Below are 26,250 nucleotides of genomic sequence, written 5' to 3'. Positions count from 1 at the left end.
CTTCGTTTGGGGCGGCCGCCCTGCCGATGGGCTTGCGCGGGGGGCGGCGAGCCGCCATCACCGCCCGCGATGCGCGCGCCGATGACTGTCTCGCCCCTGTTTTCCACGCGCCTGCTGCCGCTGGCCGCCCTTGCCCTTGCGGCGGGCGCGCTGGCGGCCTGCGGGTTCCGGCCGCTGATGCTCTGGCCGCTGACCCTGGCCGGCACCGCCGTGCTGGTCGGGCTGGTCGCGCGGGCGCCCGGGCCATGGCGCGCCGTGCTGGCCGGCTGGCTGTGGGGCGTGGGCCATTTCTGCCTGGGCGACAACTGGATCGCCACGGCCTTCACCTACCAGGCCAATATGCCGGCCTGGCTGGGCTGGATCGCGGTATTCCTGCTCTCGCTCTACCTCGCGCTGTTTCCGGCCCTGGCGGCGGGCGCGGCGTGGTTTGCGCGGGCGCGGGGGGCGGCCCTGGTGGCGGCCTTCGCCGCGGCCTGGATCGTGAGCGAATGGCTGCGCGGCTGGCTGTTCACCGGCTTTCCCTGGAATCCGCTGGGCGTGGCCGCGCTGGGCGGGTTCGACCGGGCGGGGCTGGCGCAATTGCTGCCCTGGCTGGGCACCTATGCCCTTTCGGGGCTGGTGGCGCTGCTGGGCGGCGCGTGGTGGCTGGCCTGGGAAGGCCGGGCCGCGCGGATGCGGGCAGGCCTGCTGCTCGCCCTGCCGGCCGGGCTGATGCTGGTGCCGCAGGTGGGCGGTCCTGCCCCGGCGGGCCACTTGCGCCTTACCCTGGTTCAGCCGGGGGTGCGGCAGGAGCTGATCGACGATCCGGCCAATTTCGAGACCCAGTTCGCCACCACCGCCCGCCTGACCATGGCCCCCCCGGCCTCCGCGCCCGCGCCCGGACCCCGGCTGGTGCTCTGGCCCGAATCGGGCGTGCCGGACTACCTGCGCGATGGCTATCCGGCCTGGTTCTACGAACGCAGCACCTTCGCCGGCAGTCCGGTCCTGGCGCGGCGGCGGATCGGGGCGGTGATCGGGCGGGGTTCCATGCTGCTCACCGGCGCGGTGGATCTCGACATGGCAGGCGAGCAGGGGGCGGGGAACCGCGTGGTCGGCGCGCGCAACGTGGTGACCGCGCTGGACGAGAGCGGGGCGATCCGCGCCGGCTATGCCAAGGCGCACCTTGTCCCTTACGGCGAATACCTGCCGATGCGCGCCCTGCTCACCCCGCTGGGGCTATCGCGGCTGGTGCCCGGCTCGATCGATTTCCTCCCCGGCCCCGGACCGCGCACGCTCGATCTGGGGCCGTGGGGCCGGGCCGGCATCCAGGTGTGTTACGAGATCGTGTTCTCGGGCGAGGTGGCCGATCGGGCGCACCGGCCGGACTATATCTTCAATCCCTCCAACGATGGCTGGTTCGGCGCCTGGGGGCCGCCCCAGCATCTCGCCCAGGCGCGGCTTCGGGCGATCGAGGAGGGGCTGCCGGTGCTGCGCTCGACGACCAACGGGATCAGCGCGGTGATCGATGCCGATGGGCGGGTGCGCGCGGCGCTGCCGCGCCCCGTGGCCGGGCGGATCGACGGACTGGTGCCGCCGGCCCATGCGCCGACCCTGTTCGCAAAGGCGGGCAATGCCCTGCCGCTGGGCTGGGCGGCGCTACTGGCCATCGCGGCCCTGCTTGCGCTGCGCGAGCGGCGGCGCTAGAGGGGTGACATAAAGATTTCTTTATATCGGAAGTCCCGTCCTTAAGCCGGAATCCACTCCATGCGTAGCGAATACCTGTTCACCTCCGAAAGCGTCTCCGAAGGCCATCCCGACAAGGTTGCCGACCAGATCAGCGATGCCATCGTCGATCTGTTCCTCGGCAAGGATGCGGAAGCGCGCGTCGCCTGCGAGACGCTGACCACCACCCAGCGCGTGGTCCTGGCTGGCGAAATCCGCTGCAAGCCGGTGTTCGACGAGGATCGCTGGCCCGAGCATCACGGCTGGGCGCCCGGCGCGCGCGACGAGATCGAGGAAGTGGTGCGCGGCGTGGTCAAGCGGATCGGCTACGAGCAGGCCGGCTTCCACTGGAAGACCTTCGAATTCGCCAATCACCTCCACGGCCAGTCGGCCCATATCGCGCAGGGCGTGGACGAGAGCGGCAACAAGGACGAGGGCGCGGGCGACCAGGGCATCATGTTCGGCTATGCCTGCGACGAAACCCCCGACCTGATGCCGGCGACGCTCGACTACAGCCACAAGATCCTCGAACGCCTCGCGGCCGATCGCAAGAGCGGGGCGGCGCCCTTCCTCGAACCCGATGCCAAGAGCCAGGTGACGCTGCACTACGTGAACGGCAAGCCGGTGGAGGCGACCGCGATCGTCGTCTCGACCCAGCACAAGGAAGGCTATGACAGCGGCGCCGGCGAGGCCGAGCTGCACGCCTACGTGAAGCGGGTGGTTGGCGAAATCCTGCCGGCCGGCTGGGTGACCGGGCGCACCGCCTGGCACATCAATCCCACTGGCAGCTTCGTCATCGGCGGGCCGGACGGCGACGCGGGCCTGACCGGGCGCAAGATCATCGTCGATACCTACGGCGGCGCCGCGCCGCACGGCGGCGGGGCGTTCTCGGGCAAGGACCCGACCAAGGTCGACCGGTCGGCGGCCTATGTCGCGCGCTATCTGGCCAAGAACGTAGTGGCCGCGGGCCTCGCCACGCGCTGCACGATCCAGCTCGCCTATGCGATCGGCGTGGCCCGCCCGCTCTCGCTCTACGTGAACACCCACGAGACCGGGGCCGTGGACGATGCCGTGCTCGAACAGGCCATCGCCAGGGTCGCGGAAGCCAGGCTTGGCGGGCTGACCCCCAAGGGTATCCGCCTGGGGCTGGGGCTGAACAAGCCGATCTACGGCACCACCGCGGCCTATGGCCACTTCGGCCGCAAGGCCGAGGGCGACCTGTTCCCGTGGGAGCGCACCGACCTTGCCGACGCGCTCAAGGCGGCGCTGGCGCCGGCGGCGACTTCGGCCTGAACCGGGGCCAAACCCTTCGACACGCTCGGGGTGAGCGGGGGAGCTAGGCCGCAGCTTCTCCGTCGGCCTCGTGCGGCCAGCGGTCCAGCCGGGGCAGGGCCGGATCGAGGAACAGGGCGGGGATGCGGCCCAAGAGCAGGGCGCGGTGGATCCAGAAGTCGGTCCACTTTTCCCGCCAGCGCGCCGTGGCCCGCCCGCGCCGCTCCAGCCAGTGCCGGTAGGGCAGGAAGTGGCCCGGCTCGTCGCGGTGGACGATCTCGAAGATGCGGGTCATCACCGGATCGGAACGGACCCAGCCGTTGCGGAGCAGGATTTCCACCTGGCGGTAGCCGCGCTGCTCGGTGAGCATGATCACCCGGCACAGCTTCTCGAACTCGGCCGGACTGGCGGCGACCGTTTCGGTGTCGAGCGCGTCGATCGGGCAGCCGAACACGCGCAGGATGAAGCGGTCGATGTGGCCGACGCGGCGGTCCATCGCCAGCGGCATCCGCCCGGCCCGCTCGAACCAGCGGCGGAACATATGGTAGTGCTTGTGCTCATCGGCGCGGTGGCGAAGCACTTCGGCGAGGAAGTCCGGCTCGTCCGGGCAACAGCGCCGCACCGCCGCGATCACCCGGTCGAGCGCGGTATAGCCGCGATGCTCGTTGTAGAGATAGACCGAGGCGAGCACGTCGAGATAGCGGTCGCGCAAGGCTCCGCCGGCCGTGCTTCCTGATGCTTCACCCGATGCAGCCACGGCAATCCCCTGGCAAATGGCGGCCCGGCAGCCCCGCGCCGGCACGAAGGCGCACCGACGCGAACAGAACGGGCAAGGGCGGGGCGGGGTTCCGGTGGTCTAGCGCGCCAATTCCGCCTCGATCGCGGCGACCAGCGCCGGATCGTCGGGCGTGACGCCCGGCGCGAAGCGGCCCACCACCGAGCCATCGCGCGCGATCAGGAACTTCTCGAAGTTCCACAGCACTTCGGGATCCTCGGTCGGGGTCATGCCATAGCCCTTGAGCTGGGCGCGAAATTCGGCCGCCGGGCCGACCTTGCCGGGCCGGGCAGCGGTGAGTGCGGCATAGAGCGGCTGCTTGGCCGGGCCAGTGACATCGGCCTTGGCGAACAGGGGGAAGCTCACGCCATAGTTGAGCTTGCAGAATTCCACGATCTCGTCGTGGGTGCCGGGCTCCTGCGCGCCGAAATCGTTGGCCGGAAAACCCAGCACCTCGAGGCCGCGATCCTTGTTGGCCTCGTAAAGCCGTTCCAGCCCTTCGTATTGCGGGGTGAGGCCGCATTTGCTGGCGACGTTGACCACCAGCAGGACCTTGCCGGCATGGGCGGCGAGGCTGTCCGGCCGGCCGTCGATGCGGCTGAGCGGGATCTGGGCAAGGTCGGTCATGCAAGGTCTCCGGGCCTGTGTGTTTGCCCGGGACTATGTGGGGCCGCGCGGCGGGTGGCAAGGCGTGTCGGCGATGGTTGCGCCGAGCGTGCCGCCACCAGGGCCGGCCCGCTCACTCCGTGTAGTGCGCCGTTGTCTTTTCCCGAACCAGCGCCGCGGTCACGCCCGGCGCGCATTCGATCAGGCGGAAGGGGCTGACCTTGTCGGTTCGCTGGAACACGGCCATGTCGGTCACGATCATGTCGACCACGCCCACGCCGGTCAGCGGCAGGGTGCAGGCGGGGATGAACTTGGGCGTCCCGTCCCTGGCGCAGTGCTCCATCACCACGATGATCTTCTTCACCCCGGCAACCAGGTCCATCGCCCCGCCCATGCCCTTGATCATCTTGCCCGGGATCATCCAGTTGGCGATGTCGCCGTTCTCGGCCACTTCCATCGCGCCCAGCACGGTAAGATCGATCTTGCCGCCGCGGATCATGGCAAAGGAGGCCGCGCTGTCGAAATAGGCCGAATGGGGCAACTGGCTGATGGTCTGCTTGCCGGCATTGATCAGGTCGGCGTCAACCTCGTCCTCGGTCGGGAAGGGGCCGATGCCCAGCATCCCGTTCTCCGACTGGAGGGTGACCGTGATCCCGGCGGGCACGTGGTTGGCGACCAGGGTGGGGATGCCGATGCCCAGGTTCACATAGTAGCCGTCGCGCAGTTCCTGCGCGGCGCGGGCGGCCATCTGGTCGCGGGTCCAGCCCTTTGAGTGTTCGGACATCAGGCGGGCTCCCCTTCGCGCACGGTGCGGAATTCGATTCGCTTGTCGTAGGGGCTGCCCACCACGATGCGCTGCACATAGACGCCCGGCAGGTGGATCGCATCGGCATCGAGCGCGCCGGGCTCGACCAGTTCCTCCACCTCGACCACGCAGACCTTGCCGCAGGTGGCGACCGGCACGTTGAAGTTGCGCGCCGTCTTGCGGAAGACGACGTTGCCGGTGGTATCGGCCTTCCACGCCTTCACCAGCGCCAGGTCGGCGACGATCCCGCGTTCGAGGATATAGTCCTCCCCGTCGAAGCTCTTCACGTCCTTGCCCTCGGCGACCAGCGTGCCGACGCCGGTCCTGGTGTAGAAGCCCGGGATGCCGGCGCCGCCCGCGCGCATCCGCTCGGCCAGCGTGCCCTGGGGGCAGAACTCGACCTCCAGTTCGCCGGCAAGGTACTGGCGCTCGAACTCCTTGTTCTCGCCCACGTAGGAGGCGATCATCTTCTTTACCTGGCGGGTCCGCAGGAGCTTGCCGATGCCTTCGTTGTCGATCCCGGCATTGTTGGAGGCGAAGGTCAGGTCTTTCACCCCGGAATCGCGCAGGGCATCGAGCAGGCGTTCGGGAATGCCGCAAAGGCCGAAGCCGCCGCTGGCGATCAGCATCCCATCGCGCAGCAGGCCATCAAGCGCGGCGCGGGCATCGGGGTAGACCTTGTTCACGTGAACCCTCCAGATTCCGCGGCCCGGGCAACCGGGGGCGGACAGGAATGCTTTTTAATGCAGTGCAGCATGATCTGTCACGCAACTTGTTTGCGGGCGCACAAAGGCGGGCCGGGGGCTGAGCGGGGGCCGGGCGGGCGGGGGCAACTGGCCGGAATTAAAGTGCAATTGATTCAGATCATGGCTAAATTGCGCCTCCAGCCGCAAAGAGCATGATCACCACGATTGGGAGTAAGGCCGATGCGCTCCATACTGGTTCACGCCGAAGCCGGTCCCGCCGGACGGGCCAGGATCGATACCGCCCTGTCGCTGGCACGGATGACCCGGGGGCACCTGACCTTGCTGGTTGATACGCCGGTCAGTCGCTATGTCGCGGTGGACGGGCTGGGCGGTGGCTTCGTCGCCACCGACGCGCTCAAGGATGCCATCGCCGGCGACGATGCTTTCGCCCGCGAGATCGACAGCCACTTGGCCCGCGGCGACGTGCGCTGCGACGTCGTGCGGGCCGAACGCGATCCGATCGATGCCCTGGCCGATTCCGCCCGGCTGGCCGACCTGGTGGTGGTCGCCCGGCGCGAGGCGCTGGCGAGCGACCTGCCGCTGGCGGTGCGCTGCCCGGTCCTGGCGGTCAACGCCGAGGAAACGCTCACCTTCCCGCTGACGCGCGTGGCCGTGGCCTGGGATGGCAGCGTCGAGGCGGCCACGGCGCTGCGTTCGGCCGTGTCGCTGCTGGGCGATGCCGAGGTGAGCGTGATCACCGTGGAAAACGCATCCGCCGATTTCCCCGCCACCGATGCGGTTGCCTATCTTTCGCGCCACGGGATCAAGGCCGAGCTGAAGGTGGTGGAGCGGGTCGGCGCGGTGCAGGAAACGATCGCGCGCGAACTGGGCCTGCTCCAGCCGCAATTGCTGGTGATGGGCGCCTTCCGCCACAGCCGACTGCGCGAGTTCCTGTTCGGCGGGGTGACGCGGTTCTTCCTCGATGAACCCGCCGGGCCGGCGCTGCTGCTCGCCCACTGATCCGGCTCTCTCGCGTGGCCCCATGCGGGCCTTGTTGCGGATGATTCGCTGGTTGATATGCAGGGCAGCTAGATTTTGCAGTGCACACTGCATGGACCGGGCGTGGCTTGGTGGATCGGTCGACCTTGCCGGAAGCTCCTGTATTTGCGCGGATTTGCGCCATTTTTGCCTATGATTGCATATTTTGCAATTAGCGCCACGCATTTCGCACTTGCACAAAACCCGAGTCACCAACATAAGGGACGGGCCTTTCAGGCATCCTCTCCCAAAACTTCCAAGGCCCGGTCGGCAACGACCGGGCCCTTTTTTTGCCTCCTGTTCCCGGCCCCGTTCCAGGCCGCGTTCGCGCGGCTGTTCCGGCGCATTCCCCTGCGCGGATCGAACCGCCGGCCCGCACGTTCCGCTTCCGGCCCCTTTGCAATCCGGCAGGCGCGTTCCTAGCTGATGCGTGAGGCGGGCGAGGCCGTCCGCAGGAAAGGGGATCACGGATCATGGCAGAGGCAGCACCCGCGGGCGCCGTGGAGCGCACGGCCCGGTTGCAGGTGGCGGCGGCGCGGCAGGAGGAGAGCGGCCATGGCATTGCTCGCCTGCCGAAGTCGGCCATGGCCGAGATCGGCGTGACCGAGGGCGACGTGATCGAGATCGCCGGCAAGCGGATCACCGCGGCGCGTGCCGTGCTGGCCTATCCCGAGGACGAAGGGCTTCAGGTGATCCGGCTCGACGGGCTCCAGCGCGCCAATGCCGAAGTGGGTTCGGGCGAGCACGTGACCATCCGGCGGGCCGAAAGCCGCCCGGCGCAGCGCGTGGTCTTTGCTCCCGCCCAGAAGGATATGCGCCTGCAAGGCCCGGCCCAGGCGCTCAAGCGCAACTTCTTCCAGCGGCCCTTGCTCGCCGGTGATCTCGTCGCCACGGCCGGGCAGCAGCAGGTGCGCGATATGCCGCCGCAGATCGCGCGGATGTTCAACGCCCCGGCCTATGCGCTCACGCAAATCCGCCTCTCGGTGGTGAGCACCGTGCCCAAGGGCATCGTCCACATCGACGAGGCCACCGAGGTTGAGCTGCGCGAGGAGTTCGAGGAGCCGCGCACCGCCCGGGCCGATGTCAATTATGACGACGTTGGCGGGATGGGCGATACTATCCGCCAGCTGCGGGAGATGGTGGAACTGCCGCTGCGCTATCCCGAGCTGTTCACCCGACTTGGCGTCGATCCGCCCAAGGGCGTGCTGCTCCATGGCCCGCCGGGCACCGGCAAGACCCGCCTCGCCCGTGCCGTGGCCAATGAGAGCGAGGCCAGCTTCTTCACCATCAACGGCCCCGAGATCATGGGCTCGGCTTATGGCGAGAGCGAGAAGGCCTTGCGCGACGTGTTCGAGGAGGCCGCGCGCGAAAGCCCGTCGATCGTGTTCATCGACGAGATCGATTCGATCGCGCCCAAGCGCGGACAGGTCCACGGCGAGGCGGAAAAGCGGCTGGTCGCCCAGTTGCTCACCCTGATGGACGGGCTGCATTCCGGCTCGAACATCGTGGTGATCGCGGCCACCAACCGGCCCGATGCGATCGACGAGGCGCTGCGCCGGCCCGGCCGGTTCGACCGCGAGATCGTCATCGGCGTGCCGGACGAGAGCGGGCGCCGCGAGATCCTGGGCATCCACACCCGCGGGATGCCGCTGGCCGCCGGGGTCGACCTGGATGAACTGGCGCGCACCACCCACGGCTTCGTCGGCGCCGATCTCGCCGCGCTTGCCCGCGAGGCGGCGATCGAGGCGGTGCGGCGGATCATGCCCCAGCTCGATCTCGAGGCGCAGACCATCCCGCAGGACGTGCTGGATACCCTGTGCGTGACTCGCGACGATTTCCTCGAAGCGCTCAAGCGCGTCCAGCCCAGCGCCATGCGCGAGGTGATGGTCCAGGTGCCGAACATCGGCTGGAGCGATGTCGGCGGCCTTGGCGAGGCGCAGGAGCGCCTGCGCGAGGGCGTGGAACTGCCGCTCAGGAATCCCGAGGCCTTTCATCGCCTTGGCATCCGCCCGGCCAAGGGCTTCCTGCTCTATGGCCCACCCGGCACCGGCAAGACCCTGCTCGCCAAGGCGGTGGCCAAGGAGGCCGAGGCCAACTTCATCTCGATCAAGTCGTCCGACCTTCTCTCCAAGTGGTATGGCGAGAGCGAGCAGCAGATCAGCCGGCTGTTCGCCCGCGCCCGCCAGGTGGCGCCCTGCGTGGTGTTCATCGACGAGATCGACAGCCTGGTTCCCGCGCGCGGCGCCGGCATGGGCGAACCGGCGGTCACCGCGCGGGTGGTCAACACCATCCTGGCGGAAATGGACGGTCTGGAGGAACTGCAGAGCGTGGTGGTGATCGGGGCGACCAACCGGCCCACCCTGGTCGATCCGGCGCTGCTGCGCCCGGGCCGGTTCGATGAACTGGTCTATGTCGGCACCCCGGACGAGGCCGGGCGCGAGCATATCCTGAGGATCCACACCGCCCGGATGCCGCTCGCCGCCGACGTCGACCTGAAGGCTGTCGCCCGCGAGACCGACCGGTTCACCGGCGCAGACCTGGAAGACGTGGTCCGCCGCGCCGGCCTCACCGCGATCCGCCGCATGGGCCGCGAGGTCGGCACGGTCACCGCCGCCGACTTTGCCGAGGCGCTGGCCGACAGCCGCGCCACGGTCACCGCCGAGATGGAAGAGGAATATGGCCGGATGAAAGGCGAACTGAAGCGCCGCGCCGCCCAGATCGCCCCGGTCGGCTTCCTCTCCCCCGGCATGGTCCAGCCCACGCGGGAGAAGAAACACGGCTGAGCCGGCGCGCTCCTGCTCCGGCGCCGTCCCGGCTTGCGCCCGGCCACGGCGGCCCTAGGGTCATGCCAGGGCAAGGGAAGGCGCGGGCATGGGGCAGGACGCAGGGCGATACCACACGTTGGATGGAATCCGGGGCGTCGCGGCCATTGCGGTGGTGCTGTACCATGCCGCGCCGGGGGGCAAGCCCATCCTGGCAAGCGGCTACCTGGCGGTTGACCTGTTCTTCCTGCTCAGCGGGTTCGTGATCGATCGCACCTATCGCGCGCGGCTGGACGGCGGGTTGGGTCTGCCCCGCTTCCTGCAGTTGCGCCTGATCCGGCTCTATCCGGCCTTCCTGCTGGGCTTGGCGCTGTCGCTCCTCTCGGTCCTCGCCTCGCTGGCCGCAGCGCCGAATCCGCGGCTGGCGGGGGACCTGCTGCTGAGCCTGCCCAACCTCGCCTTCCTGCCTTCCCCGCCGCTGGGCCGCGATCCGGCAAGCTGGCTGCTGTTTCCGCTCGATGGCGCCTACTGGTCGCTGTTTTTCGAGCTGGCGGTCAACCTCATCTATGCGGCCGGCCTTGTGCGCCTGTCGCGGGCGCAGCTTGCCCTGCTGGCGATTGGCGGGGCGGCATGGCTGGCCTGGGGGATCGCGGCGCACGGCACGGCCGATCTCGGCGCGGGCTGGAGTACCTTTGGCTGGGGCTTCGCGCGGGCCTTCACCGCCTTCCTGATCGGCGTCGTTCTGGCCCGCACGCCGCTGGCGCGCATCCGGGGGCGCGGGGCCGATCTTCTGCCCCTTGTCGTCCTGGGGGGCGCGCTGCTCTATCCCGGGAATACGGCGACAGGGGATATCCTCGCGGTCCTCGTCGCCTTTCCGCTGCTGGTGCTGGCCGGCGCCACGCTTGAGCCGCGTGCCCCGCGCCTTCATGACCTGCTTGGCCGGATTTCCTACCCGCTCTACTGCATCCACGTGCCGCTGCTGAAGTGGCAGGGCGTGCACGATGGCGTGCTCGGGCTGGGGCCATTGCCGACCACGCTGGCGCTGGTCGTGGCGCTTCTAGTGTGGGCGGCGCTGGTTGACCGGACGATCGACGAACCGGCCCGGCGATGGCTGCGCGCGCGCCTGCCGGCTGGCGCTGCGTCCACCTAGGCGGAGCAGGCTCTACTCGGCCGCGGCGGGTGGCCGCACCGCCTCCGGCATCTCCACCCGCAGCCATTCCAGCATTTCCTCGCGCACGGCGAGTTGCAGGGTGGCGAGCGCGGCGGGGTCGGCCGCGCTCATCACCAGCTTCAACTCGATCCGGTCGATCCACGAGGCCGAAACCTGGAGCGCGCCCGAACGCTTGTCCCATTCCGGGCGATGGCCGAGGATGCCTTCATAGGCGGCGCGGATCGGCGCGATCGCCGTGCCGGGGGCAACCGGCAGCAGCACCGATCCGGTGATCCCGCCGCCCACCCGCGTCCAGTTCTGGAAGGTGGTATCAAGGAAGCGGGCGGTGGGCACGATCAGGCGGCGCTGGTCGCCGGTCCGTATTACCACGTAGGTCATGCGGATGTCCTCCACCCGGCCGGCCTCGCCATCGATCACCACGTGGTCGTCGATCCGGATCGGCTCGGTCAGCGCCATCTGGATGCCCGCGATCAGCGATTTGAGCGCCGGCTGGGCCGCCGCGCCCACCGCGAGGGCGGCAAGGCCCGCCGAGGTGATCAGCGTCACGCCAACATTGCGGACCCCCGGGATCGACAGCAGCATCAGCGCCACGGTGATGAACACGATCACGAAGCGGGCCGAGCGCGAGAGGATGGCGATGCGGGTGCGGCGGCTGCGCGCGGCGAGGGTATCCTCCTCCAGCCGCGCCCGGCTGTCGACCGCCAGAGCATAGGCGCGCACCAGCCGCAGCGCGATCCATCCCAGGAGGGCCGGGATCAGGAACCGGTCGACCGCGCCCCAGACCCGCGCCACCAGCGCCGAGCTTTCGCCGGCCAGTTCGATCGCCAGCGCCAGCAAGGCCCAGCGGAACGGCCCGCGCAGGCGTTCCACCACGATGGCATCGGATTCAAGGTGCGACATCCGCGCCAGCCGGACCAGTGCGCGGAACAGGGCGAAATGGATCGCCAGGGCCACCGCGATGGCGATGCCGCCGGCGATCAGCGCGCGCGGGAGATCGCCGAGGAGGAACTGGCCGAGGCCGGGGGCATGGGGCAGCGACATGGCGCTCTGGTTAGGGGCAGGGAGGGGCAAGGGCAATCGCCGAGGCTCACTCGGCCAGCGGTAGGTCGATCCGCACGGCAATTCCGCCGGGGGTGAAGCGGCGTTCGATGGTTCCGCCAAGCTGGCGGGCCGAGCCGTCGATCAGCGCGGCGCCGAAGCCGCGGTGGCCGGGTTCGGCCGGCGATGGCCCATCGGGCGACGGGCCTTCAGGCGGGGGGCATTGCTCCACCCAGTCAAGCCGCAGCCGCCCGTCGACGCGCTCCCAGCGCACCACCAGGGTTCCATCGGGGCGGGACCAGGCGCCATATTTGACCGCGTTGGTGGTCAATTCGTGGAGCATCAGGCCCAGCGGGACCACGGCGGTTTCGGGCAGGTCGACCCGCGGGCCGTCGATGATCGCGCGGTTCTCGTCCGACCGGTAGGGGCGCAGCGCCGTTTCCACCAGGTCAACCAGGTTGGCGCTGCGATGGGCCGAGGTTCCCTGGGTAACCTCATGGGCGGTGAGCAGGGCGTGGATGCGCTCGGTGATCCTGGTGATCACGGGGCGGGCCTCGGGCGCGTCGCGCGCGCTCATCTTCACGATGGCCAGCACCACCGCGAAGAGGTTCTTGACCCGGTGGTTGAGCTCGTGGGCCAGCAGGTCCGCCCGGTCGCGGGCGCGGCCCAGTTCGGCGGCGCCCTGCGCCCGGGCCTCGGCATCGGCGGCACGGATGACCTGGGTCAGGCCCAGGCCCAGCACCAGCAGGATCATCGCCAGCAGGCCGACCAGCAGGGGCACCAGCCGCGCCTCGGCTGCTTCCGCGCGCTGGCTGGAATGGCGCAGCGAGGCGAACTCCAGCTCTTCCAGCTCGCCCACCGCGCGGCGCAGGCGCTCCATCACGTCCTGCCCTTCGTCGGTCAGCACCCGGCGGCGGGCTTCAAGCAGGTCGCCCCCCGCGATCAGGGCCACCGTTTCGGACAGTTCGGCGAAGCGGGCCTCGTCGAGGGTCTCGATCTGGTCCAGCAGCTCGCGCTGGCGGGGGGAAAGGTCGGTGCCGATCAGCGCGCGCAGGCGCTGGAGCTCGGGGCGATAGCGGGCGCGGGCGGCGACATAGGGGCCAAGGTAGCGCCGGTCGAGCGTGATCAGGTAGCCGCGCTGGCCGGTTTCGCCATTGGTCGCGGTCCGCATGATGTCGCGCACGGCGACCAGCACGGCATTGGTGCGCGCCGCCTGGGCGCGCTGCGAGCGTTCGGCCGCCACCGTCTGCCACATCAGCGCGACCGCGCCGATCAGGGCCGCGGCGACGAAGCCGAGCAGCAGCAGGGTGGGCAGGCGCGGGCCGCGGTGCCGCCCGGGCGCAACCTGATCGATGCCGTCCATGGGAGGCAGATTACGGACAAGTCCCTGGCTGTCCAACGCATTTGGCCGCAGCTGGCGCCCGATCAGTGCGCCGCGCCCCAGTTCGGCCCCGTCCCGATCTCGATGCCGAGCGGCACGTCGAGCTTCACGGAAGGCAGCGCGGCTTCCGCCATGACCCGCTCGATCACCGGGGCGGCGGCGGCCGCATCGCTTTCCGGCAGCTCGAACACCAGTTCGTCGTGGACCTGGAGCAGCATTCGCACGTGGCCAAGGCCGGCATCGGTCAGCGCGGGCATCATGCGGACCATCGCACGCTTGATGATATCGGCGCAGGTGCCCTGGATCGGGGCGTTGATCGCGGCGCGTTCGGAGCCGGCGCGCTCGTTGGGATTGCTGGCGCCGATCCGGGGGAACCAGGTCTTGCGGCCGAACAGGGTTTCGGAAAAACCGCGCTCGCGCACGCCTTCCAGCGTGGCGTGGATATAGCGGCGGATGCCGGGGAACCGCTCGAAATAGCGGTCGATCATGGCCTGGGCCTCGTCGGAACTCACGCCCAGCCGCCCGGCCAGCCCCCAGCGGCTGATGCCGTAGAGGATGGCGAAGTTGATGGTCTTCGCGCGGGCGCGGGTGTCGCGGTCAACCAGGCCGAACATCTCGCGGGCGGTGCGGGCGTGGATGTCCTCGCCGGCGGCGAAGGCCTCCTTCAGTTCGGGCACGTCGGCCATGTGGGCGGCGAGCCGCAGTTCGATCTGGCTGTAGTCCGCCGCCAGCAGGACATTGCCCGGCTCGGCCACGAAGGCCTCGCGGATCTGGCGGCCGATCTCGGTGCGGATCGGGATGTTCTGCAGGTTGGGATCGGTGGAGGAAAGCCGCCCGGTCTGCGCGCCGACCAGGCTGTAGCTGGTGTGGACCCGGCCGGTCTCGGGGTGGATCGCGGCCTGCAGGGCATCGGTATAGGTGGACTTGAGCTTGGCGAGCTGGCGCCAGTCCAGCACCTTGCCGGCCACCTGGGCGCCCTGGCCGGCCAGCCCTTCGAGGATCGCCTGGTCGGTGGAATACTGGCCCGACTTGCCCTTGCGCCCGCCCTTGTAGCCCAGCTTGTCGAACAGGATCTCGCCCAGCTGCTTGGGGCTGCCGATGGTGAACTCCTGGCCGGCCAGGCCATGGATCTCGCCCTCCAGCGCGCGGATCGCCTCGGCGAACTCGCCCGAGAGGCGGGCCAGCCGCTCCCGATCGACCTTGATGCCGTGGCGCTCCATCCGTTCCACCACCGGGATCAGCGGGCGATCGACCCGCTCGTAGATGCGGGTGGCGGCTTCCTCGGCCAGGCGGGGCTTGAGCACCTTGTGGAGGCGCCAGGTCACGTCGGCATCTTCGGCCGCATAGTGCGTGGCGCGGTCAAGCGGGACTTCGGAGAAGGGGATCGCCTTCTTGCCGGTGCCGCAAACCTCCTTGAACGGTATCGTGGTGTGGCCAAGGTGGCGCATGGCCAGCTCGTCCATCCCGTGTCCGCCACCGATCCCGTCCTCGCTCCGGCCAGCATCGAGATCGAACGAGAGGATCATCGTATCGTCGATCGGAGCGACCGCGATGCCGCCCACCGCCGCTCCGGCGCGGGCCAGCACGGTGAGGTCGTACTTGATGTTCTGGCCGACCTTGAGCACCGCATCGCTTTCCAGCAGCGGCTTCAGCAGGCGCAGGGCTGCGGCCTTGTCCACCTGCGGGGGCCGCTCCGAGAACATATCCGCCCCGCCGTGGCCGAGCGGAATGTAGCAGGCATCGTTGGGTCCAAGCGCCAGGCTGATGCCGACCAGCTCGGCCCGCATCGCATCGAGGTGGCTGGTCTCGGTATCCACCGCCACCAGCCGCGCGGCAAGGGCGCGCTCGATCCAGTGGGCCAGCCGCTCGGCGCTCTGCACGCATTCGTAGGCGGCCAGGTCCACCGCCGGAAAGGTCGGCCGTTCGCGCTGCGCCCCGGCCGGCGCGGCGGGTGCGCCAGCGGTCTGCGGCTTGCCCGGATGGAGCTGGGTCTTCGGCCCCGGCGCGGCCTGCCCGCCATCGAGCCGCCGGAGCAACGATGTGAAGCCATGTTCGGCAAGGAAGGCAGCAAGTGGATCGCGCGGGATCACGCCCAGCCGGAAGTCCTCCAGCGCCACCGGCAGCGGGCAATCCTCCTTGAGCGCCACCAGCCGGCGCGACAGGCGGGCCATCTCGGCCTGCTCGATCAGGCTCTCGCGCAGCTTGCCGGGCTTCATCGCCGGCGCCGCGGCCAGCGTGCCCTCGAGGCTGCCGTGCTCCTGGATCAGCCTGGTCGCGGTCTTGGGACCGATGCCGCGGATGCCGGGCACGTTGTCGACCGAATCGCCCATCAGCGCCAGGACATCGCCGACCAGCTCCGGGCCGACGCCGAATTTCTCGACCACCTCGGGAATGTCGATGCGCTGGTTCTTCATCGTGTCCAGCATATCGATACGGCCGCCTTGCACCCCGCTTGCAGGGTCGTTGCACCGGCCGACCAGTTGCATCAGATCCTTGTCGGAGGAGACGATCGTCACGTCCCAGCCGGCCCGCGCGGCGGCGCGGGCGTAGGAGGCGATGACATCGTCGGCCTCCAGGTCGGGTTCCTCGATGCAGGCCAGCGAAAAGGCGCGGGTGGCATCGCGGATCAGCGGGAACTGGGGGACGAGGTCCTCGGGCGCGGGCGGGCGGTTGGCCTTGTACTGGTCGTACATGGCGTTGCGGAACGAGGTCCCGGCCTTGTCGAGGATGACCGCGAGGTGGGTGGGGCCATCGGCCTCGTGGAGATCCTGGGCCAGTTTCCACAGCATCGTCGTATAGCCATAGACCGCGCCGACCGGGGTTCCGGCGGGGTTGGTCAGCGGCGGCAGGCGGTGATAGGCGCGGAAGATATAGGCCGAACCGTCGACGAGGTAGAGATGCTGCTTGGCGTCCATGTGCGCCTTCCTAGCAGCCTGCGGCCCGCGCGCCAGTGCCGCAAGCGCGCCGCCTGCCGGAGCGCGCATGGGACCGGGATCGGGGCCGGGAATGGGGCCGGGAAAGGGGCAGGCCGGCCTTTCCTTCGCCATCTGCTTGCCACAATTGGTCGCTAACTGGTGGGCAACATGGTGGAAAAGCGCCCGATTGGCGTGATTCGACCATCGGCGGAGCGAGTAGCGCTTGCATCGCCGGGCAGTCGCGGATATTTGACGTGCGAAGTCTACTGTCGCGGTAGGCTTTCCGCACGGTTTTCGCATATGCTGATCAGGCCAGTTCATGGCCGGTTGAGCGGGCGGGGCCGGGCGTGGTCCACTCGCTGATCAAGGATTAGTTTCATGCGCAAGATCGTTCTGGCTGCTGCTGCCGCCGCTGGCGTGTTCGCTCTCTCGGCCTGCAAGGGTGAAGAAGCCGCTCCGGAAGCCACCGAAACCGCTGCCGAAGCCACCGAAGCCGCTCCGGCCGACGCTGGCACCGAAGCTGCTACGGAAGCTGCCACGGAAGCTTCGACCGAAGCCGCCAAGATGTAATCTTGCCTTTACGGCAAGTTTCGGAAAGGGCGCGCGAGCACGGCTCGCGCGCCCTTTTCTTTTGCCCCCGGCAGGCGCGGCGGTGGCATTGGCCCGGCGGGGGAATCGAGCCGCCGAACTTGAAGCGGCGGCGCCGGACCGAGTGACCAGGACCGGATGAACCAGGCGGGGGAACTGGCCGCGGGAACTGGCCGCGGGAACCGGCCGGGAGAACTGGCCGGGGGAACCGGGTGGGGCAAGCGGCATTGGTGGGGCGATCCTTTGCCCTGCGGGAGCCAACCCCATGCCCAAGCCGATCCTGATTCTCGCCTTCGCCGCGATCACCCTCACCACGGCCGGATGCTCGAAGAACACTGAGGATGCCAGCAGGAACGCCGTCGATGCCGCCGCCTCCGACACGGCGACCAATGCCGCCAAGGCCGGCGATGCGATTGCCGGCGCGGCCAAGGATCTGGGCGCCAAGGCGTCCGAAGCGGCCGACGATGCCGCCCGCACGCTCAAGGCAGGCGGCGCGAGGGCTTCGGATGCCGCCGACAGCGCCGCCAGCCGGGCGAACCAGATGGGCAAGGCGGCATCGGCGGAAGCCGGCGAACACGCCCGGGAACGCTAACGCGCTCCCGTCACGGTCGAGGCAGCCCATCGCCGGCGCGGGCCGCGGCGAGGCCGTGTTCGCGCGTGGCGATGCCGGTGAGCAGGCTGTCGGCGATCATCCGTGCCCGTTCGCTCACCTGCCGCGCGGCGGCCGGATCAAGCCCGCGGCTTGCTGCAAGGTCATCGCAGGTGGCGTAGAACAGACCGAGCCAGCGGGCGAATTCGGCTTCCCCCAGCGGGCTGCCGGCGGCGTGGAGCGCGGCGTGGCGCTGCATCGGGTTGCCCGAGAATTCGGCCGAGTTGTGCAGGATCGAACGCCAGAAGGCCTTCATCCGGTCTAGGTGCGGCGCCCAGTCAACGATGTGGCGGGCAAAGATCGGACCCAGCACGGCATCTGCGCGGATGCGGCCGTAGAAGCCTTCGACCAGGTCGGAAATGAAGGCGGCATCCACGCCCGCCGCTTCGGCCTCGGCGCGGCGCCTCGCGCGCGCAGCCACGGCGCGGGGGTGGCCCTGTTTGCGGAGCGGTGCGGGACTGGCGGGATCGGTCATGGCGGGGAGATGGCGCTTGTGATGGTGCGCCGCAAGCCCCCTCCACCACGCTTCGCGCGGTCCCTCTCCCCACTCGTGGGGCGGATTCTGCGCTTAGCGCAGGGCGGACTGGCGGGTGCCGTCGGCGCGGTAGCCGTCGTAGATGGTGCGGGCGAGCAGCGCGATGCGCGAATTGCGCTCGGGCTTGCCGCCCTGGCCGGTGACGTAGATCGCCACGGCCAGCTTGCGGCCATCGGGCGTTTCGATGAAGCCCACGTCGCTGGCGGTGTTGAACAGGGTCCCGGTCTTGTGGCCGATCGCCGCGCCTTCGGGGAGGAGCGCCTTCATCCGGCTGCGGCCGGTGAGGCAGCGGCTCATCGCGCCGAGCAGGACGTCGCGGCTCGCCGGGCTGAGCCACTGGCCCTGGTAGATGCCGGCCAGCAGGCGGGTCATGGCGATAGGCGTGATGCTGTCGCGCTTGTCCACGGTATAGGCCGGGTTCACCGCCCCATCGTCGCGCACGAGGGTGGCGATGTCGCGATCAAGCCGGAACTCGGTGAGGCCGGTGTTCTGGTGGACCCAGCGGGTGACAGCCTGGGGGCCGCCGACCACGGCGAGCAGGGCGTCGGTCGCGTGATTGTCGCTGCGGGTGATGGCGCGTTCGATCAGATCGAGCGCGGTCAGTTCCGCGCCGGGGCGAACCGGGGCGACCGCGCTGGAAAACTTGGCCGAGGGCAGCGGCACCATCAGCGGGTAGCGATTGTCCAGGCCCCAGCGGCCCTGGTCGACCCCGGCGAGGAAGGTGGCGACGATCGCGATCTTGCTGGTGGAGGCCATCGGGAAGGGCTGGTCGCCGAGCACACCGACCGCGCGGCCGGTGGCGAGATCAAGCGCGGCCACGCCGATGCGCCCCTGCGAATTGGTGGCCAGCGAGGCGAGCTGGACGGCCAGCGCATCGCCCGAGGCCATCCGGGAAATTGCCGGCGCCGGCCTGGTGGCGACCTGGGCGCGCGCCGCATCGAAGCGGGTGGCCGACACGGCCGCGCGCGATACCGGCTGCGGTGCGCGCGGGGCAGCGCCAAGCACGCTGTCGAACTGGGCTTCAAGGCTGCTGGCTTCGGCAGCAAGCGGCATGGCCACGCCGGCAAACAGCGCGGCGACGGCCAATACTCGGCCAAAACCAGACTTGATTCCTGCCATCATGAAGAGACCCTACACCCGATACCCTTGCATTTCTCTAAACTATTCAGGGGAGTGTATACAACATTCGTGCGACAGGGCGATGGCTGGGGCGGCCCGGGCGCGCCGCGCCATGCAAAACGGGCCGGAGAATTGCTTCTCCGGCCCGCCTTGTTCGTGGTTGAGCGCTTGGGCCTTAGAAGCCCATGTCGCCCATGCCGCCACCCGGCATGGGCGGCATGGCGGGCTTGTCTTCGGGGCGCTCGGCGATCGCGGCTTCCGTCGTGATCAGCAGGCCGGCCACCGAGGCCGCATCCTGGAGGGCGGTGCGAACGACCTTGGTCGGGTCGATGACGCCGGCCGCCTTCAGGTTCTCGTAGGTGTCGGTCGCGGCGTTGAAGCCCTGGTTCTCGTCGTTCTCGCGCAGCAGGTTGCCCGAGACCACGGCGCCGTCATGGCCGGCGTTCGCGGCGATCTGGCGGATCGGAGCCTGGATGGCGCGACGGACGATGTCGATGCCCTTGGTCTGGTCATCGTTGGCGCCCTTGAGGCCTTCGAGAGCCTTGGTGGCATAGAGCAGGGCAGTGCCGCCGCCCGGGACGATGCCTTCCTCGACCGCGGCGCGGGTGGCGTGGAGGGCGTCGTCGACGCGATCCTTGCGCTCCTTCACCTCGACCTCGGTGGCGCCGCCGACCTTGATCACGGCCACGCCGCCAGCGAGCTTGGCGAGGCGCTCCTGGAGCTTCTCGCGGTCATACTCGGAGGTGGTGACTTCGATCTGGGCGCGAATCTGCTCGACCCGGGCCTTGATCTCGTCAGCCGAACCGGCACCGTCGACGATGGTGGTGTTGTCCTTGTCGATGGTGATCTTCTTGGCCTGGCCAAGCATCCCGAGGGTGACGTTCTCGAGCTTGATGCCGAGGTCTTCCGAGATCATCTCGCCGGCGGTCAGCGTGGCGATGTCGCCCAGCATGGCCTTGCGACGATCACCGAAGCCCGGCGCCTTGACGGCGGCGATCTTCAGGCCGCCACGCAGCTTGTTGACGACGAGCGTGGCGAGCGCCTCACCCTCGATGTCCTCGGCGATGATCAGGAGCGGACGGCCCGACTGCACCACGGCCTCGAGGATCGGCAGCATCGCCTGGAGCGACGAGAGCTTCTTCTCGTGGATGAGGATGTAGGGGTTTTCCAGCTCGGCGACCATCTTCTCGGGGTTGGTCACGAAGTAGGGCGACAGGTAGCCGCGGTCGAACTGCATACCTTCGACGACATCGAGCTCGAATTCGAGGCCCTTGGCCTCTTCAACGGTGATCACGCCTTCCTTGCCGACCTTCTCCATCGCTTCCGCAATCTTCTGGCCGACTTCGGTGTCGCCATTGGCCGAGATGATGCCGACCTGGGCGATTTCGGAGGTGCCGGCGACCGGGGTCGAACGGGCCTTCAGGTTCTCGACGACCTTGGTCACGGCGATGTCGATGCCGCGCTTCAGGTCCATCGGGTTCATGCCGGCGGCGACCGAGGTCATGCCTTCGCGCACGATCGCCTGGGCCAGAACGGTGGCGGTGGTGGTGCCGTCACCGGCCGCGTCGTTGGCCTTGGAGGCCACTTCGCGCAGCATCTGGGCGCCCATGTTCTCGAACTTGTCCTTGAGTTCGATTTCCTTGGCGACGGTGACGCCGTCCTTGGTGATGCGCGGGGCGCCGAAGCTCTTGTCGATCACGACATTGCGGCCCTTGGGGCCGAGGGTGACCTTCACCGCGTCGGCGAGGATGTCCACGCCCTTGAGGATGCGTTCGCGCGCGTCGCGCGAAAAGCGTACGTCCTTGGCAGCCATTGTGCTTTTCCTTCAGATGTCTGGATAGGGAGAGAAAGGAGGACTTCGCTCAGCCGATGATGCCGAGGATGTCGCTTTCCTTCATGATCAGCAGGTCTTCACCATCGACCTTGACCTCGGTGCCCGACCACTTGCCGAACAGGACGCGATCACCGGCCTTGACGTCGAGCGGGGTCACCTTGCCGTCTTCGGCCTTGGAGCCCGAGCCCACGGCGACGATCTCGCCCTCGGCGGGCTTTTCCTTGGCGCTGTCGGGGATGATGATGCCGCCGGCGGTCTTTTCCTCGGCCTCAACGCGGCGGACCAGCACGCGGTCGTGCAGCGGACGGAAAGTCATGCGAATTACCTCTCTGGAAGGTGGATTGTGAATTTTGGCACTCGCACCACAGGAGTGCCAGCGCCGCGCATATGGGTGGGGGTTCACCTGCCGTCAAGGCGGCGGTGCGGCAAAAAATTTGCGACGACGTGCCGCGGGGATCAGGCCGGGACGAGGCCCAGCCGTTCGCGCTGGCGCCAGCGCCGGCCGAGCAGGGCGGCGACAACCACCAGCGAAACGGCCAGGCCCAGCCACACGCCCAAGCCTGCCAGCGGGGTGAGGAAGGCGAGGGTGATCGCGGTGAGAAAGCCGAACAGCCAGTAGCCGGCCAGCGCCAGCAGCAGCGGGATGCGGGTGTCCTGGAGGCCGCGCAGGGCGCCGGCGAGCACGGCCTGGGCGCCGTCGAACAGCTGGAAGGCCGCGGCCACCACGATATACTGCCGGGCAAAGCCGATCATCGCCGCGTTCTGCGGGGCGGACAGGTCGACATAAAGCCCGATCACCGCGCCGGGCGCCAGGATCATCGCCGCGGCAGGCAGGGCCATGTAGCCGAAGGCGAGGACCAGCGCGGCCCGCCCGGCGCGGCCGATCGCGGCCCGGTCGCCGGCGCCGTAGTGATAGCCGACCCGGATCGTGGCGGCCTGGCCAAGCCCGAAGGGCACCTGGAAGGCGATCGAGGCGACCTGGAGTGCCACGGTATGGCCGGCCAGTTCGGCCTCCCCGATCCGGCCCATCAGGAAGGCGGCGCCGGCGAACAGCCCGCCCTCGGCCAGGATGATGAGGGCAACCGGGATGCCGATGCGGAGCAGGGCTGCCAAGTGGTCCCATGCCGGGCGCCACAGCCGGCCGAGCAGGCGATAGCGCGCCAGGCGCCGGTCAAGCCGCAGCACGGCGGCATAGGCGGCCAGCATCGCGCAGGCGGTGATCACCGTGGACACGGCCGAACCGTCAAGCCCGAGCGCCGGCGCGCCGAGCCGGCCATGGATGAAGGCATAGTTACCCAGCGCGTTGACCAGGATCGCCAGGGCGGTGATCGCCGTGGCCAGGACCGGACGGCCCAGCGTGGCCACGACGGTCCGCAGGACGCCGGCCATCAGGTTGGGGATCGTCGCCCAGACGAGGATGGCGAGGAACTGGCCCGCGCGCCGGGCGAGGTCGGGGTTCTGGCCCAGGAGCAGCAGCACCTGCTCGCCCCAGGCGAACAGGGCCATGGCCGGCAGGGCGCTGGCCAGGGCGAGCCACAGGGCCATTCGCGCCGAGCGGCGGATCTCGCGCACCGCATGGGCACGGCGGCCGAGCTGGGCGGCGATCAGCGGGGCACAGGCGCCGGTCAGGCCGAGCAGGCACCAGGTGACGAGGCCGAACAGGCTGGTGGCAAGGCTGGCCGCCGCCAGGGCCGCGCTGCCGAGCCGGGCCACGAAGACCACGTCGATCGCATAGACCAGCATCTGCAGCAGGTTGGCCGCGACCAGCGGCACGGCCAGGCGCAGGGTGGTGGCCAGTTCGCGGCGGAAGGGCGAGGGGGCGGGCGGAACCGGCATGGACCGGGCTGGCTTAGGCGGTGGGCGCGGCCGGGGAAAGGGGCCGATCCTGCGGAACCTTGCCCCGGGCGGGCGATTGGCGGAATGTCGGGAGCGCGAAGCGGACCGCGCCGGCGCGGCCGCGACAACGAACGAGGTTTGGCGATGGCAGGAACATTCTTGCGGACCGGGATCATGGCCGGCCCGGCCCTGGCTTTGGCCCTGGCCCTGGCCCTGGCGGGCTGCGGTAGTGGCGAGCAGGCCGGAAGTGGCGAACAGCCGGCCGGGGGCGAGGTCGGGACCGGGGCCGGGTCTGGGGCCGGGTCTGGGGCCGGACCGGGCGCGAATGGCGCGGCGGGCCAGGTGCCGGCGGATACAGGCGCGGCATCCGCTCTGGCCGGCGCGCCGGCCGCTTTCGCCCAGTGTGCGGCGTGCCATTCGCCGGTGCCGGGCAAGCACGGGATCGGGCCGAGCCTGGCCGGGGTCTATGGGACGAAGGCGGGCGAGATTGCCGGCTATGCCTTCAGCCCGGCGCTCAAGGCCTCGGGGCTGACCTGGGACGATGCCACGCTCGACAAGTGGCTGGCGGGGCCGATGCGACTGGTTCCGGGCACGCGGATGACCTATGCGGGGCAGAGCGATCCGGCCAAGCGGGCCGAACTGATCGCCTGGCTCAAGACGCTCAAGTGATACGAGAAAGGGCGGCCCCGCGAGGAGCCGCCCTTCCTGCTTTTCGAGCGTGAGCCCGAAGAAGATTACTTGATGTCGACGGTGCCGCCGGCTTCCTCGATCTTCTTCTTGATCTCTTCGGCCTCGGCCTTCGAGACGGCTTCCTTGATCGCCTTCGGAGCCGATTCCACGAGGGTCTTGGCTTCGGTCAGACCGAGGTTGGTGATCGCGCGGACTTCCTTGATGACCTGGATCTTCTTCCCGCCGTCGCCGGTCAGGATGACGTCGAATTCGGTCTGCTCTTCAGCAGCCTCGGCAGCGGCGGCCGGGGCGGCAGCCACGGCAACGGCGGCAGCGGCGGAAACGCCCCAGGCTTCTTCGAGGGCCTTGGCAAGGTCAGCCGCCTCGAGGACGGTCAGCTTCGAAAGTTCTTCAACAAGCTTGGCGATGTCGGCCATGATGCTTCACTCCTGATAGATGGGCCGGACAAGGGGAAACCCTGCCCGGGAATTCGTTACGAACAGTCTTAGGCGGCCTTGTCGGCGTAGGCCTGGAAGACGCGGGCCAGCTTGGCCGCCGGAGCGGTGGAAAGCTGGGCGATCTTCGTGGCCGGGGCCTGGACGAGACCGATGAGCTTGGCGCGCATTTCGTCCAGCGACGGCATCGTGGCGAGAGCCTTGATCCCATCGGCATTGAGGACAACCGAACCCAGCGAGCCACCGACGATCTCGATCTTGTCGGTGGTCTTGGCGAATTCGGCCACGGCCTTGGCGGCGGCAACCGGATCCACCGAAGCGGCGATCGCGGTCGGGCCGGTGAAGAGATCGCTGATCCCTTCGTAGGCCGTGTCCTTGGCGGCAAGCTTGGCAAGACTGTTCTTCGCAACCTTGTAGGTCGCGCCCGCGTCCCGAATCTTTCCGCGCAGGGCGGTGGACTGGGCCACCGTCATGCCGAGGTTGCGGGTGATCACCACCACGCCGACCTCTGCGAAAGTCGCGTTCAGCGATGCGACCGATTCGGCTTTCTGCGAACGATCCATGCCTTACTCCTTCACATATGATCGCCTGACGAGCAGGCGACCGGCTACGTTGTCCCGGCAGCCTGGGCGGCCGGGGCGAGTCCGTTGAGGGGGGAAGGAGCAGCGGCCTTGCTCTGGGAGGAAGGGCGCAAACGCACCACGAAACCGGCGGGCCGGGCGTGGGCACTGGAATCTCTTTTCCCCGTCTAGGCTGGAGATTAAGCAAGGGCAGACCCCTTGCACCAACTGTCTCGGACGGATGACAGGCCGGACGAATCCGGTCGGTCGGCCCGGGCCTTTAGCGGGCGGGGGCGGGAAGTCAAGGTTTTGCGAGGCTGGCGTCGTCCGCCAGCCCTCCTTAGGCCTTCCTTAACCCTGTTCTGGCACCTCCGCAGTTCTACCTGTGGGGGACCTGATGACCGCGAGTGCCAAGCCGATCGAGACCGTGGCCGCCCTGCCGTTCTGGTGCCGCCCGCGGGTGATGGACAGGATCGAGCAGGTGGCGATTGTCGTCCTGTGGATCTTCCTCGTCCAGCGGGTTGAAATTTCCGGCAATCCCTATGCCCCGCTGCTGCTGCTGTCGGAGACGGCGGTGGCGATCTTCACCCTGATCCGGCGGCCGACCGACAAGCTTTCCATGGAACTGGGCGACTGGCTGCTGGCGATCACCGCGACCTGCGCCGGCCTGCTGATCATCCCGGGGGTGACGCTGGTTCCCGCCCTGGCGCCGCTGGGCGTGTTCCTGGCGATCGGCGGCAACCTGGTCCAGGCCTGGGCCAAGCTGATCCTGCGTCGCTCGTTCGGCGTGGCGCCGGCCAACCGCGGGATCAAGCTGACCGGTCCTTACCGCTTCGTTCGCCATCCAATGTATGCGGGCTACCTGTTCGTGCACCTTGGCGTGCTGATCCTGATGTTCAGCCCGATCAACGTGGTGATCTATGCCATCGGCTGGTGGGCGCAGATCCTGCGGATCCTGGCCGAGGAGCGCCTGCTTTCGCGCGATGCCGAATATGCCGCCTACATGGCGAGGGTGCGCTGGCGGCTGGTGCCGGGCCTGTTCTGAGCCGCGCGCGGCGTCAGTTGGCGCGGAAGCCGAGCAGGTCGCCGGGCTGGCATTCGAGCACCTGGCAGATCGCCTCCAGCGTGGAGAAGCGGATCGCCTTGGCCTTGCCGGTCTTGAGGATCGACAGGTTGGCCAGGGTGATGTCGACCTTCTCGGCCAGTTCGGTCAGGGTCATCCGGCGGGCGTGGAGCAGGTCGTCAAGCTTGACGGTGATCGCCATCAGACGGTGCCTTCCAGCTCTTCGCGCATCTTCGCGCCCTCGCGGAACACACGGGCGAGGATGAACAGGACCAGGGCCAGCAGGATCACCCCGGGCGAGAGGCCGAATTCGAGGCGATCGTGGCCGATGGCGCGGTTGATCGGGAAGGCCACGGCCCCGGCCGGGATCGACACGGCCTCGACGATGGCCGCCAGCCAGCCCATGCGCGCGAGCCGGGCGGCATTGGGCGCGGCGAAGGTTTCGCCTCGGGCAACCGAATCGATGATCCCGCGCAGCAGCACCAGGAAATAGACCGACAGCGCCAGCACCACCGCGCCCAGCAGCAGCAGCAGGGCCACGCCGCCGGCCACGCGCGGGTCCAGCGGGTGGCCGGCCTGGTGGGCGAGGTAGTCCAGCACCTGCGGCTTCCAGGCCAGGATCAGCGGCGCGCCCGCCGCCGCCGCGATCGCGCCGAGACCACACATCCCGAGCAACATGGTGACGAGCGTTCGGGCGGCGGAGAGCAGGGGGTCGTAGCGGCGGGCCATGCGGGGCATCTTTCCGGTCGGGCGGCGGTGGGGACTGCGGGGCCGGGAATACCGGCCCGGCGA

The 26,250-nt window shown here is 69.1% G+C and carries 25 protein-coding genes; 9 read left to right on the top strand and 16 right to left on the bottom strand.

What is annotated here, in order from left to right; genetic code table 11:
• Positions 1-81 precede the first annotated feature (81 nt).
• Together lnt and metK are read left to right on the top strand one after the other, a co-directional pair.
• Entirely contained in the window at positions 82-1,683 is a 1,602-nt protein-coding gene (gene lnt, locus ACFOD9_RS01355) for an apolipoprotein N-acyltransferase (RefSeq protein WP_379508288.1), read from the top strand.
• Between the two features lie 60 nt (positions 1,684-1,743).
• The gene (gene metK, locus ACFOD9_RS01350) at positions 1,744-2,994 is read left to right on the top strand and encodes a methionine adenosyltransferase (protein WP_379508287.1); all 1,251 of its coding nucleotides are present in this window, start codon (positions 1,744-1,746) and stop codon (positions 2,992-2,994) included.
• Positions 2,995-3,037: 43 nt separating this feature from the next.
• Here the strand turns inward: metK and ACFOD9_RS01345 are convergent, their stop codons facing one another.
• The 4 genes from ACFOD9_RS01345 to ACFOD9_RS01330 all read right to left on the bottom strand — a co-directional run bounded on the left by ACFOD9_RS01345 (position 3,038) and on the right by ACFOD9_RS01330 (position 5,845).
• On the bottom strand, positions 3,038-3,730 hold the full coding sequence (locus ACFOD9_RS01345; protein ID WP_379508286.1) for a ferritin-like domain-containing protein: 693 nt from the start codon (positions 3,728-3,730) through the stop codon (positions 3,038-3,040).
• A gap of 99 nt (positions 3,731-3,829) precedes the next feature.
• Positions 3,830-4,375: a glutathione peroxidase gene (locus tag ACFOD9_RS01340; RefSeq protein WP_379508285.1), complete on the bottom strand. Its 546-nt coding sequence runs from the start codon at positions 4,373-4,375 to the stop codon at positions 3,830-3,832.
• Positions 4,376-4,487: 112 nt separating this feature from the next.
• A complete protein-coding gene (locus ACFOD9_RS01335; protein ID WP_379508284.1) occupies positions 4,488-5,138 on the bottom strand; it encodes a CoA transferase subunit B in 651 nt (216 codons plus the stop codon).
• On the bottom strand, positions 5,138-5,845 hold the full coding sequence (locus ACFOD9_RS01330; RefSeq protein ID WP_379508283.1) for a CoA transferase subunit A: 708 nt from the start codon (positions 5,843-5,845) through the stop codon (positions 5,138-5,140). The genes ACFOD9_RS01335 and ACFOD9_RS01330 overlap by 1 nt, the downstream gene beginning before the upstream one ends.
• 240 nt (positions 5,846-6,085) lie before the next feature.
• On the opposite strand from ACFOD9_RS01330, the gene ACFOD9_RS01325 reads away from it, so the two are divergent.
• The 3 genes from ACFOD9_RS01325 to ACFOD9_RS01315 all read left to right on the top strand — a co-directional run bounded on the left by ACFOD9_RS01325 (position 6,086) and on the right by ACFOD9_RS01315 (position 10,795).
• The gene (locus ACFOD9_RS01325) at positions 6,086-6,865 is read left to right on the top strand and encodes a universal stress protein (protein ID WP_379508282.1); all 780 of its coding nucleotides are present in this window, start codon (positions 6,086-6,088) and stop codon (positions 6,863-6,865) included.
• Between the two features lie 491 nt (positions 6,866-7,356).
• On the top strand, positions 7,357-9,666 hold the full coding sequence (locus ACFOD9_RS01320; protein ID WP_379508281.1) for a CDC48 family AAA ATPase: 2,310 nt from the start codon (positions 7,357-7,359) through the stop codon (positions 9,664-9,666).
• A 118-nt stretch (positions 9,667-9,784) separates the two neighbouring features.
• Entirely contained in the window at positions 9,785-10,795 is a 1,011-nt protein-coding gene (locus ACFOD9_RS01315) for an acyltransferase family protein (RefSeq protein WP_379508280.1), read from the top strand.
• A 12-nt stretch (positions 10,796-10,807) separates the two neighbouring features.
• On the opposite strand, the gene ACFOD9_RS01310 is transcribed toward ACFOD9_RS01315, so the two are convergent.
• The 3 genes from ACFOD9_RS01310 to polA all read right to left on the bottom strand — a co-directional run bounded on the left by ACFOD9_RS01310 (position 10,808) and on the right by polA (position 16,150).
• Positions 10,808-11,857 carry a mechanosensitive ion channel family protein gene (locus ACFOD9_RS01310; RefSeq protein WP_379508279.1) on the bottom strand — a complete coding sequence of 350 codons (1,050 nt, stop codon included), beginning with the start codon at positions 11,855-11,857 and terminating at the stop codon, positions 10,808-10,810.
• A gap of 46 nt (positions 11,858-11,903) precedes the next feature.
• A complete protein-coding gene (locus ACFOD9_RS01305) occupies positions 11,904-13,217 on the bottom strand; it encodes a CHASE3 domain-containing protein (RefSeq protein ID WP_379508278.1) in 1,314 nt (437 codons plus the stop codon).
• Between the two features lie 62 nt (positions 13,218-13,279).
• The gene (polA, locus tag ACFOD9_RS01300; protein ID WP_379508277.1) at positions 13,280-16,150 is read right to left on the bottom strand and encodes a DNA polymerase I; all 2,871 of its coding nucleotides are present in this window, start codon (positions 16,148-16,150) and stop codon (positions 13,280-13,282) included.
• A 378-nt stretch (positions 16,151-16,528) separates the two neighbouring features.
• Here polA and ACFOD9_RS01295 point away from each other — a divergent pair, with 378 nt between their 5' ends.
• On the top strand, positions 16,529-16,720 hold the full coding sequence (locus ACFOD9_RS01295) for a hypothetical protein (protein WP_379508276.1): 192 nt from the start codon (positions 16,529-16,531) through the stop codon (positions 16,718-16,720).
• A gap of 283 nt (positions 16,721-17,003) precedes the next feature.
• The gene (locus ACFOD9_RS01290) at positions 17,004-17,330 is read left to right on the top strand and encodes a hypothetical protein (protein ID WP_379508275.1); all 327 of its coding nucleotides are present in this window, start codon (positions 17,004-17,006) and stop codon (positions 17,328-17,330) included.
• 10 nt (positions 17,331-17,340) lie between these two features.
• Here the strand turns inward: ACFOD9_RS01290 and ACFOD9_RS01285 are convergent, their stop codons facing one another.
• The 5 genes from ACFOD9_RS01285 to ACFOD9_RS01265 form a co-directional block, all read right to left on the bottom strand.
• Positions 17,341-17,862, bottom strand: coding sequence for a group III truncated hemoglobin (locus ACFOD9_RS01285; protein ID WP_379508274.1), 522 nt, complete (start codon positions 17,860-17,862; stop codon positions 17,341-17,343).
• Positions 17,863-17,955: 93 nt separating this feature from the next.
• Positions 17,956-19,044, bottom strand: a complete 1,089-nt coding sequence (locus tag ACFOD9_RS01280) for a serine hydrolase (protein ID WP_379508273.1) — start codon at positions 19,042-19,044, stop codon at positions 17,956-17,958.
• A 172-nt stretch (positions 19,045-19,216) separates the two neighbouring features.
• Complete coding sequence (gene groL, locus ACFOD9_RS01275) at positions 19,217-20,854, bottom strand: chaperonin GroEL (protein ID WP_379508272.1); 1,638 nt, start codon at positions 20,852-20,854, stop codon at positions 19,217-19,219.
• Between the two features lie 49 nt (positions 20,855-20,903).
• Positions 20,904-21,191 carry a co-chaperone GroES gene (gene groES / locus ACFOD9_RS01270; protein WP_379508271.1) on the bottom strand — a complete coding sequence of 96 codons (288 nt, stop codon included), beginning with the start codon at positions 21,189-21,191 and terminating at the stop codon, positions 20,904-20,906.
• Between the two features lie 140 nt (positions 21,192-21,331).
• Positions 21,332-22,711, bottom strand: a complete 1,380-nt coding sequence (locus ACFOD9_RS01265; RefSeq protein ID WP_379508270.1) for an MATE family efflux transporter — start codon at positions 22,709-22,711, stop codon at positions 21,332-21,334.
• Positions 22,712-22,855: 144 nt separating this feature from the next.
• Here ACFOD9_RS01265 and ACFOD9_RS01260 point away from each other — a divergent pair, with 144 nt between their 5' ends.
• Entirely contained in the window at positions 22,856-23,380 is a 525-nt protein-coding gene (locus ACFOD9_RS01260; protein ID WP_379508269.1) for a c-type cytochrome, read from the top strand.
• A gap of 65 nt (positions 23,381-23,445) precedes the next feature.
• Here ACFOD9_RS01260 and rplL read toward each other — a convergent pair whose 3' ends face one another.
• Entirely contained in the window at positions 23,446-23,817 is a 372-nt protein-coding gene (gene rplL / locus ACFOD9_RS01255; protein ID WP_379508268.1) for a 50S ribosomal protein L7/L12, read from the bottom strand.
• 68 nt (positions 23,818-23,885) lie between these two features.
• A complete protein-coding gene (rplJ, locus tag ACFOD9_RS01250) occupies positions 23,886-24,398 on the bottom strand; it encodes a 50S ribosomal protein L10 (RefSeq protein ID WP_379508267.1) in 513 nt (170 codons plus the stop codon).
• Positions 24,399-24,792: 394 nt separating this feature from the next.
• Between rplJ and ACFOD9_RS01245 the strand changes: the two genes are divergently transcribed.
• Positions 24,793-25,440 (top strand): methyltransferase family protein, encoded by a 648-nt coding sequence (locus ACFOD9_RS01245; protein WP_379508266.1) that lies wholly within the window; start codon positions 24,793-24,795, stop codon positions 25,438-25,440.
• Positions 25,441-25,453: 13 nt separating this feature from the next.
• Here the strand turns inward: ACFOD9_RS01245 and ACFOD9_RS01240 are convergent, their stop codons facing one another.
• Positions 25,454-25,660 carry a helix-turn-helix domain-containing protein gene (locus ACFOD9_RS01240; RefSeq protein ID WP_379508265.1) on the bottom strand — a complete coding sequence of 69 codons (207 nt, stop codon included), beginning with the start codon at positions 25,658-25,660 and terminating at the stop codon, positions 25,454-25,456.
• Positions 25,660-26,187: a DUF2975 domain-containing protein gene (locus ACFOD9_RS01235; protein WP_379508264.1), complete on the bottom strand. Its 528-nt coding sequence runs from the start codon at positions 26,185-26,187 to the stop codon at positions 25,660-25,662. Before ACFOD9_RS01235 ends, ACFOD9_RS01240 begins: the two co-directional genes overlap by 1 nt.
• Positions 26,188-26,250: the final 63 nt, after the last annotated feature.

The sequence above is a fragment of the Novosphingobium bradum genome (genome assembly GCF_042646485.1).
Classification (GTDB): Bacteria; Pseudomonadota; Alphaproteobacteria; order Sphingomonadales; family Sphingomonadaceae; genus Novosphingobium; species Novosphingobium bradum.
The sequence above is the reverse complement of the archived record's forward strand: the minus strand, read 5'-3'. Positions and strand labels throughout refer to the sequence as shown.

Coding starts and splice junctions, on each gene's coding strand:
- lnt (WP_379508288.1), top strand. CDS start 82: ATGACTGTCTCGCCCCTGTTTTCCACGCGCCTGCTGCCGCTGGCCGCC.
- metK (WP_379508287.1), top strand. CDS start 1,744: ATGCGTAGCGAATACCTGTTCACCTCCGAAAGCGTCTCCGAAGGCCAT.
- ACFOD9_RS01340 (WP_379508285.1), bottom strand. CDS start 4,375: ATGACCGACCTTGCCCAGATCCCGCTCAGCCGCATCGACGGCCGGCCG.
- ACFOD9_RS01335 (WP_379508284.1), bottom strand. CDS start 5,138: ATGTCCGAACACTCAAAGGGCTGGACCCGCGACCAGATGGCCGCCCGC.
- ACFOD9_RS01325 (WP_379508282.1), top strand. CDS start 6,086: ATGCGCTCCATACTGGTTCACGCCGAAGCCGGTCCCGCCGGACGGGCC.
- ACFOD9_RS01320 (WP_379508281.1), top strand. CDS start 7,357: ATGGCAGAGGCAGCACCCGCGGGCGCCGTGGAGCGCACGGCCCGGTTG.
- ACFOD9_RS01310 (WP_379508279.1), bottom strand. CDS start 11,857: ATGTCGCTGCCCCATGCCCCCGGCCTCGGCCAGTTCCTCCTCGGCGAT.
- ACFOD9_RS01305 (WP_379508278.1), bottom strand. CDS start 13,217: ATGGACGGCATCGATCAGGTTGCGCCCGGGCGGCACCGCGGCCCGCGC.
- polA (WP_379508277.1), bottom strand. CDS start 16,150: ATGGACGCCAAGCAGCATCTCTACCTCGTCGACGGTTCGGCCTATATC.
- ACFOD9_RS01295 (WP_379508276.1), top strand. CDS start 16,529: ATGCGCAAGATCGTTCTGGCTGCTGCTGCCGCCGCTGGCGTGTTCGCT.
- ACFOD9_RS01290 (WP_379508275.1), top strand. CDS start 17,004: ATGCCCAAGCCGATCCTGATTCTCGCCTTCGCCGCGATCACCCTCACC.
- ACFOD9_RS01285 (WP_379508274.1), bottom strand. CDS start 17,862: ATGACCGATCCCGCCAGTCCCGCACCGCTCCGCAAACAGGGCCACCCC.
- ACFOD9_RS01280 (WP_379508273.1), bottom strand. CDS start 19,044: ATGATGGCAGGAATCAAGTCTGGTTTTGGCCGAGTATTGGCCGTCGCC.
- groL (WP_379508272.1), bottom strand. CDS start 20,854: ATGGCTGCCAAGGACGTACGCTTTTCGCGCGACGCGCGCGAACGCATC.
- groES (WP_379508271.1), bottom strand. CDS start 21,191: ATGACTTTCCGTCCGCTGCACGACCGCGTGCTGGTCCGCCGCGTTGAG.
- ACFOD9_RS01265 (WP_379508270.1), bottom strand. CDS start 22,711: ATGCCGGTTCCGCCCGCCCCCTCGCCCTTCCGCCGCGAACTGGCCACC.
- ACFOD9_RS01260 (WP_379508269.1), top strand. CDS start 22,856: ATGGCAGGAACATTCTTGCGGACCGGGATCATGGCCGGCCCGGCCCTG.
- rplL (WP_379508268.1), bottom strand. CDS start 23,817: ATGGCCGACATCGCCAAGCTTGTTGAAGAACTTTCGAAGCTGACCGTC.
- rplJ (WP_379508267.1), bottom strand. CDS start 24,398: ATGGATCGTTCGCAGAAAGCCGAATCGGTCGCATCGCTGAACGCGACT.
- ACFOD9_RS01245 (WP_379508266.1), top strand. CDS start 24,793: ATGACCGCGAGTGCCAAGCCGATCGAGACCGTGGCCGCCCTGCCGTTC.
- ACFOD9_RS01240 (WP_379508265.1), bottom strand. CDS start 25,660: ATGGCGATCACCGTCAAGCTTGACGACCTGCTCCACGCCCGCCGGATG.
- ACFOD9_RS01235 (WP_379508264.1), bottom strand. CDS start 26,187: ATGGCCCGCCGCTACGACCCCCTGCTCTCCGCCGCCCGAACGCTCGTC.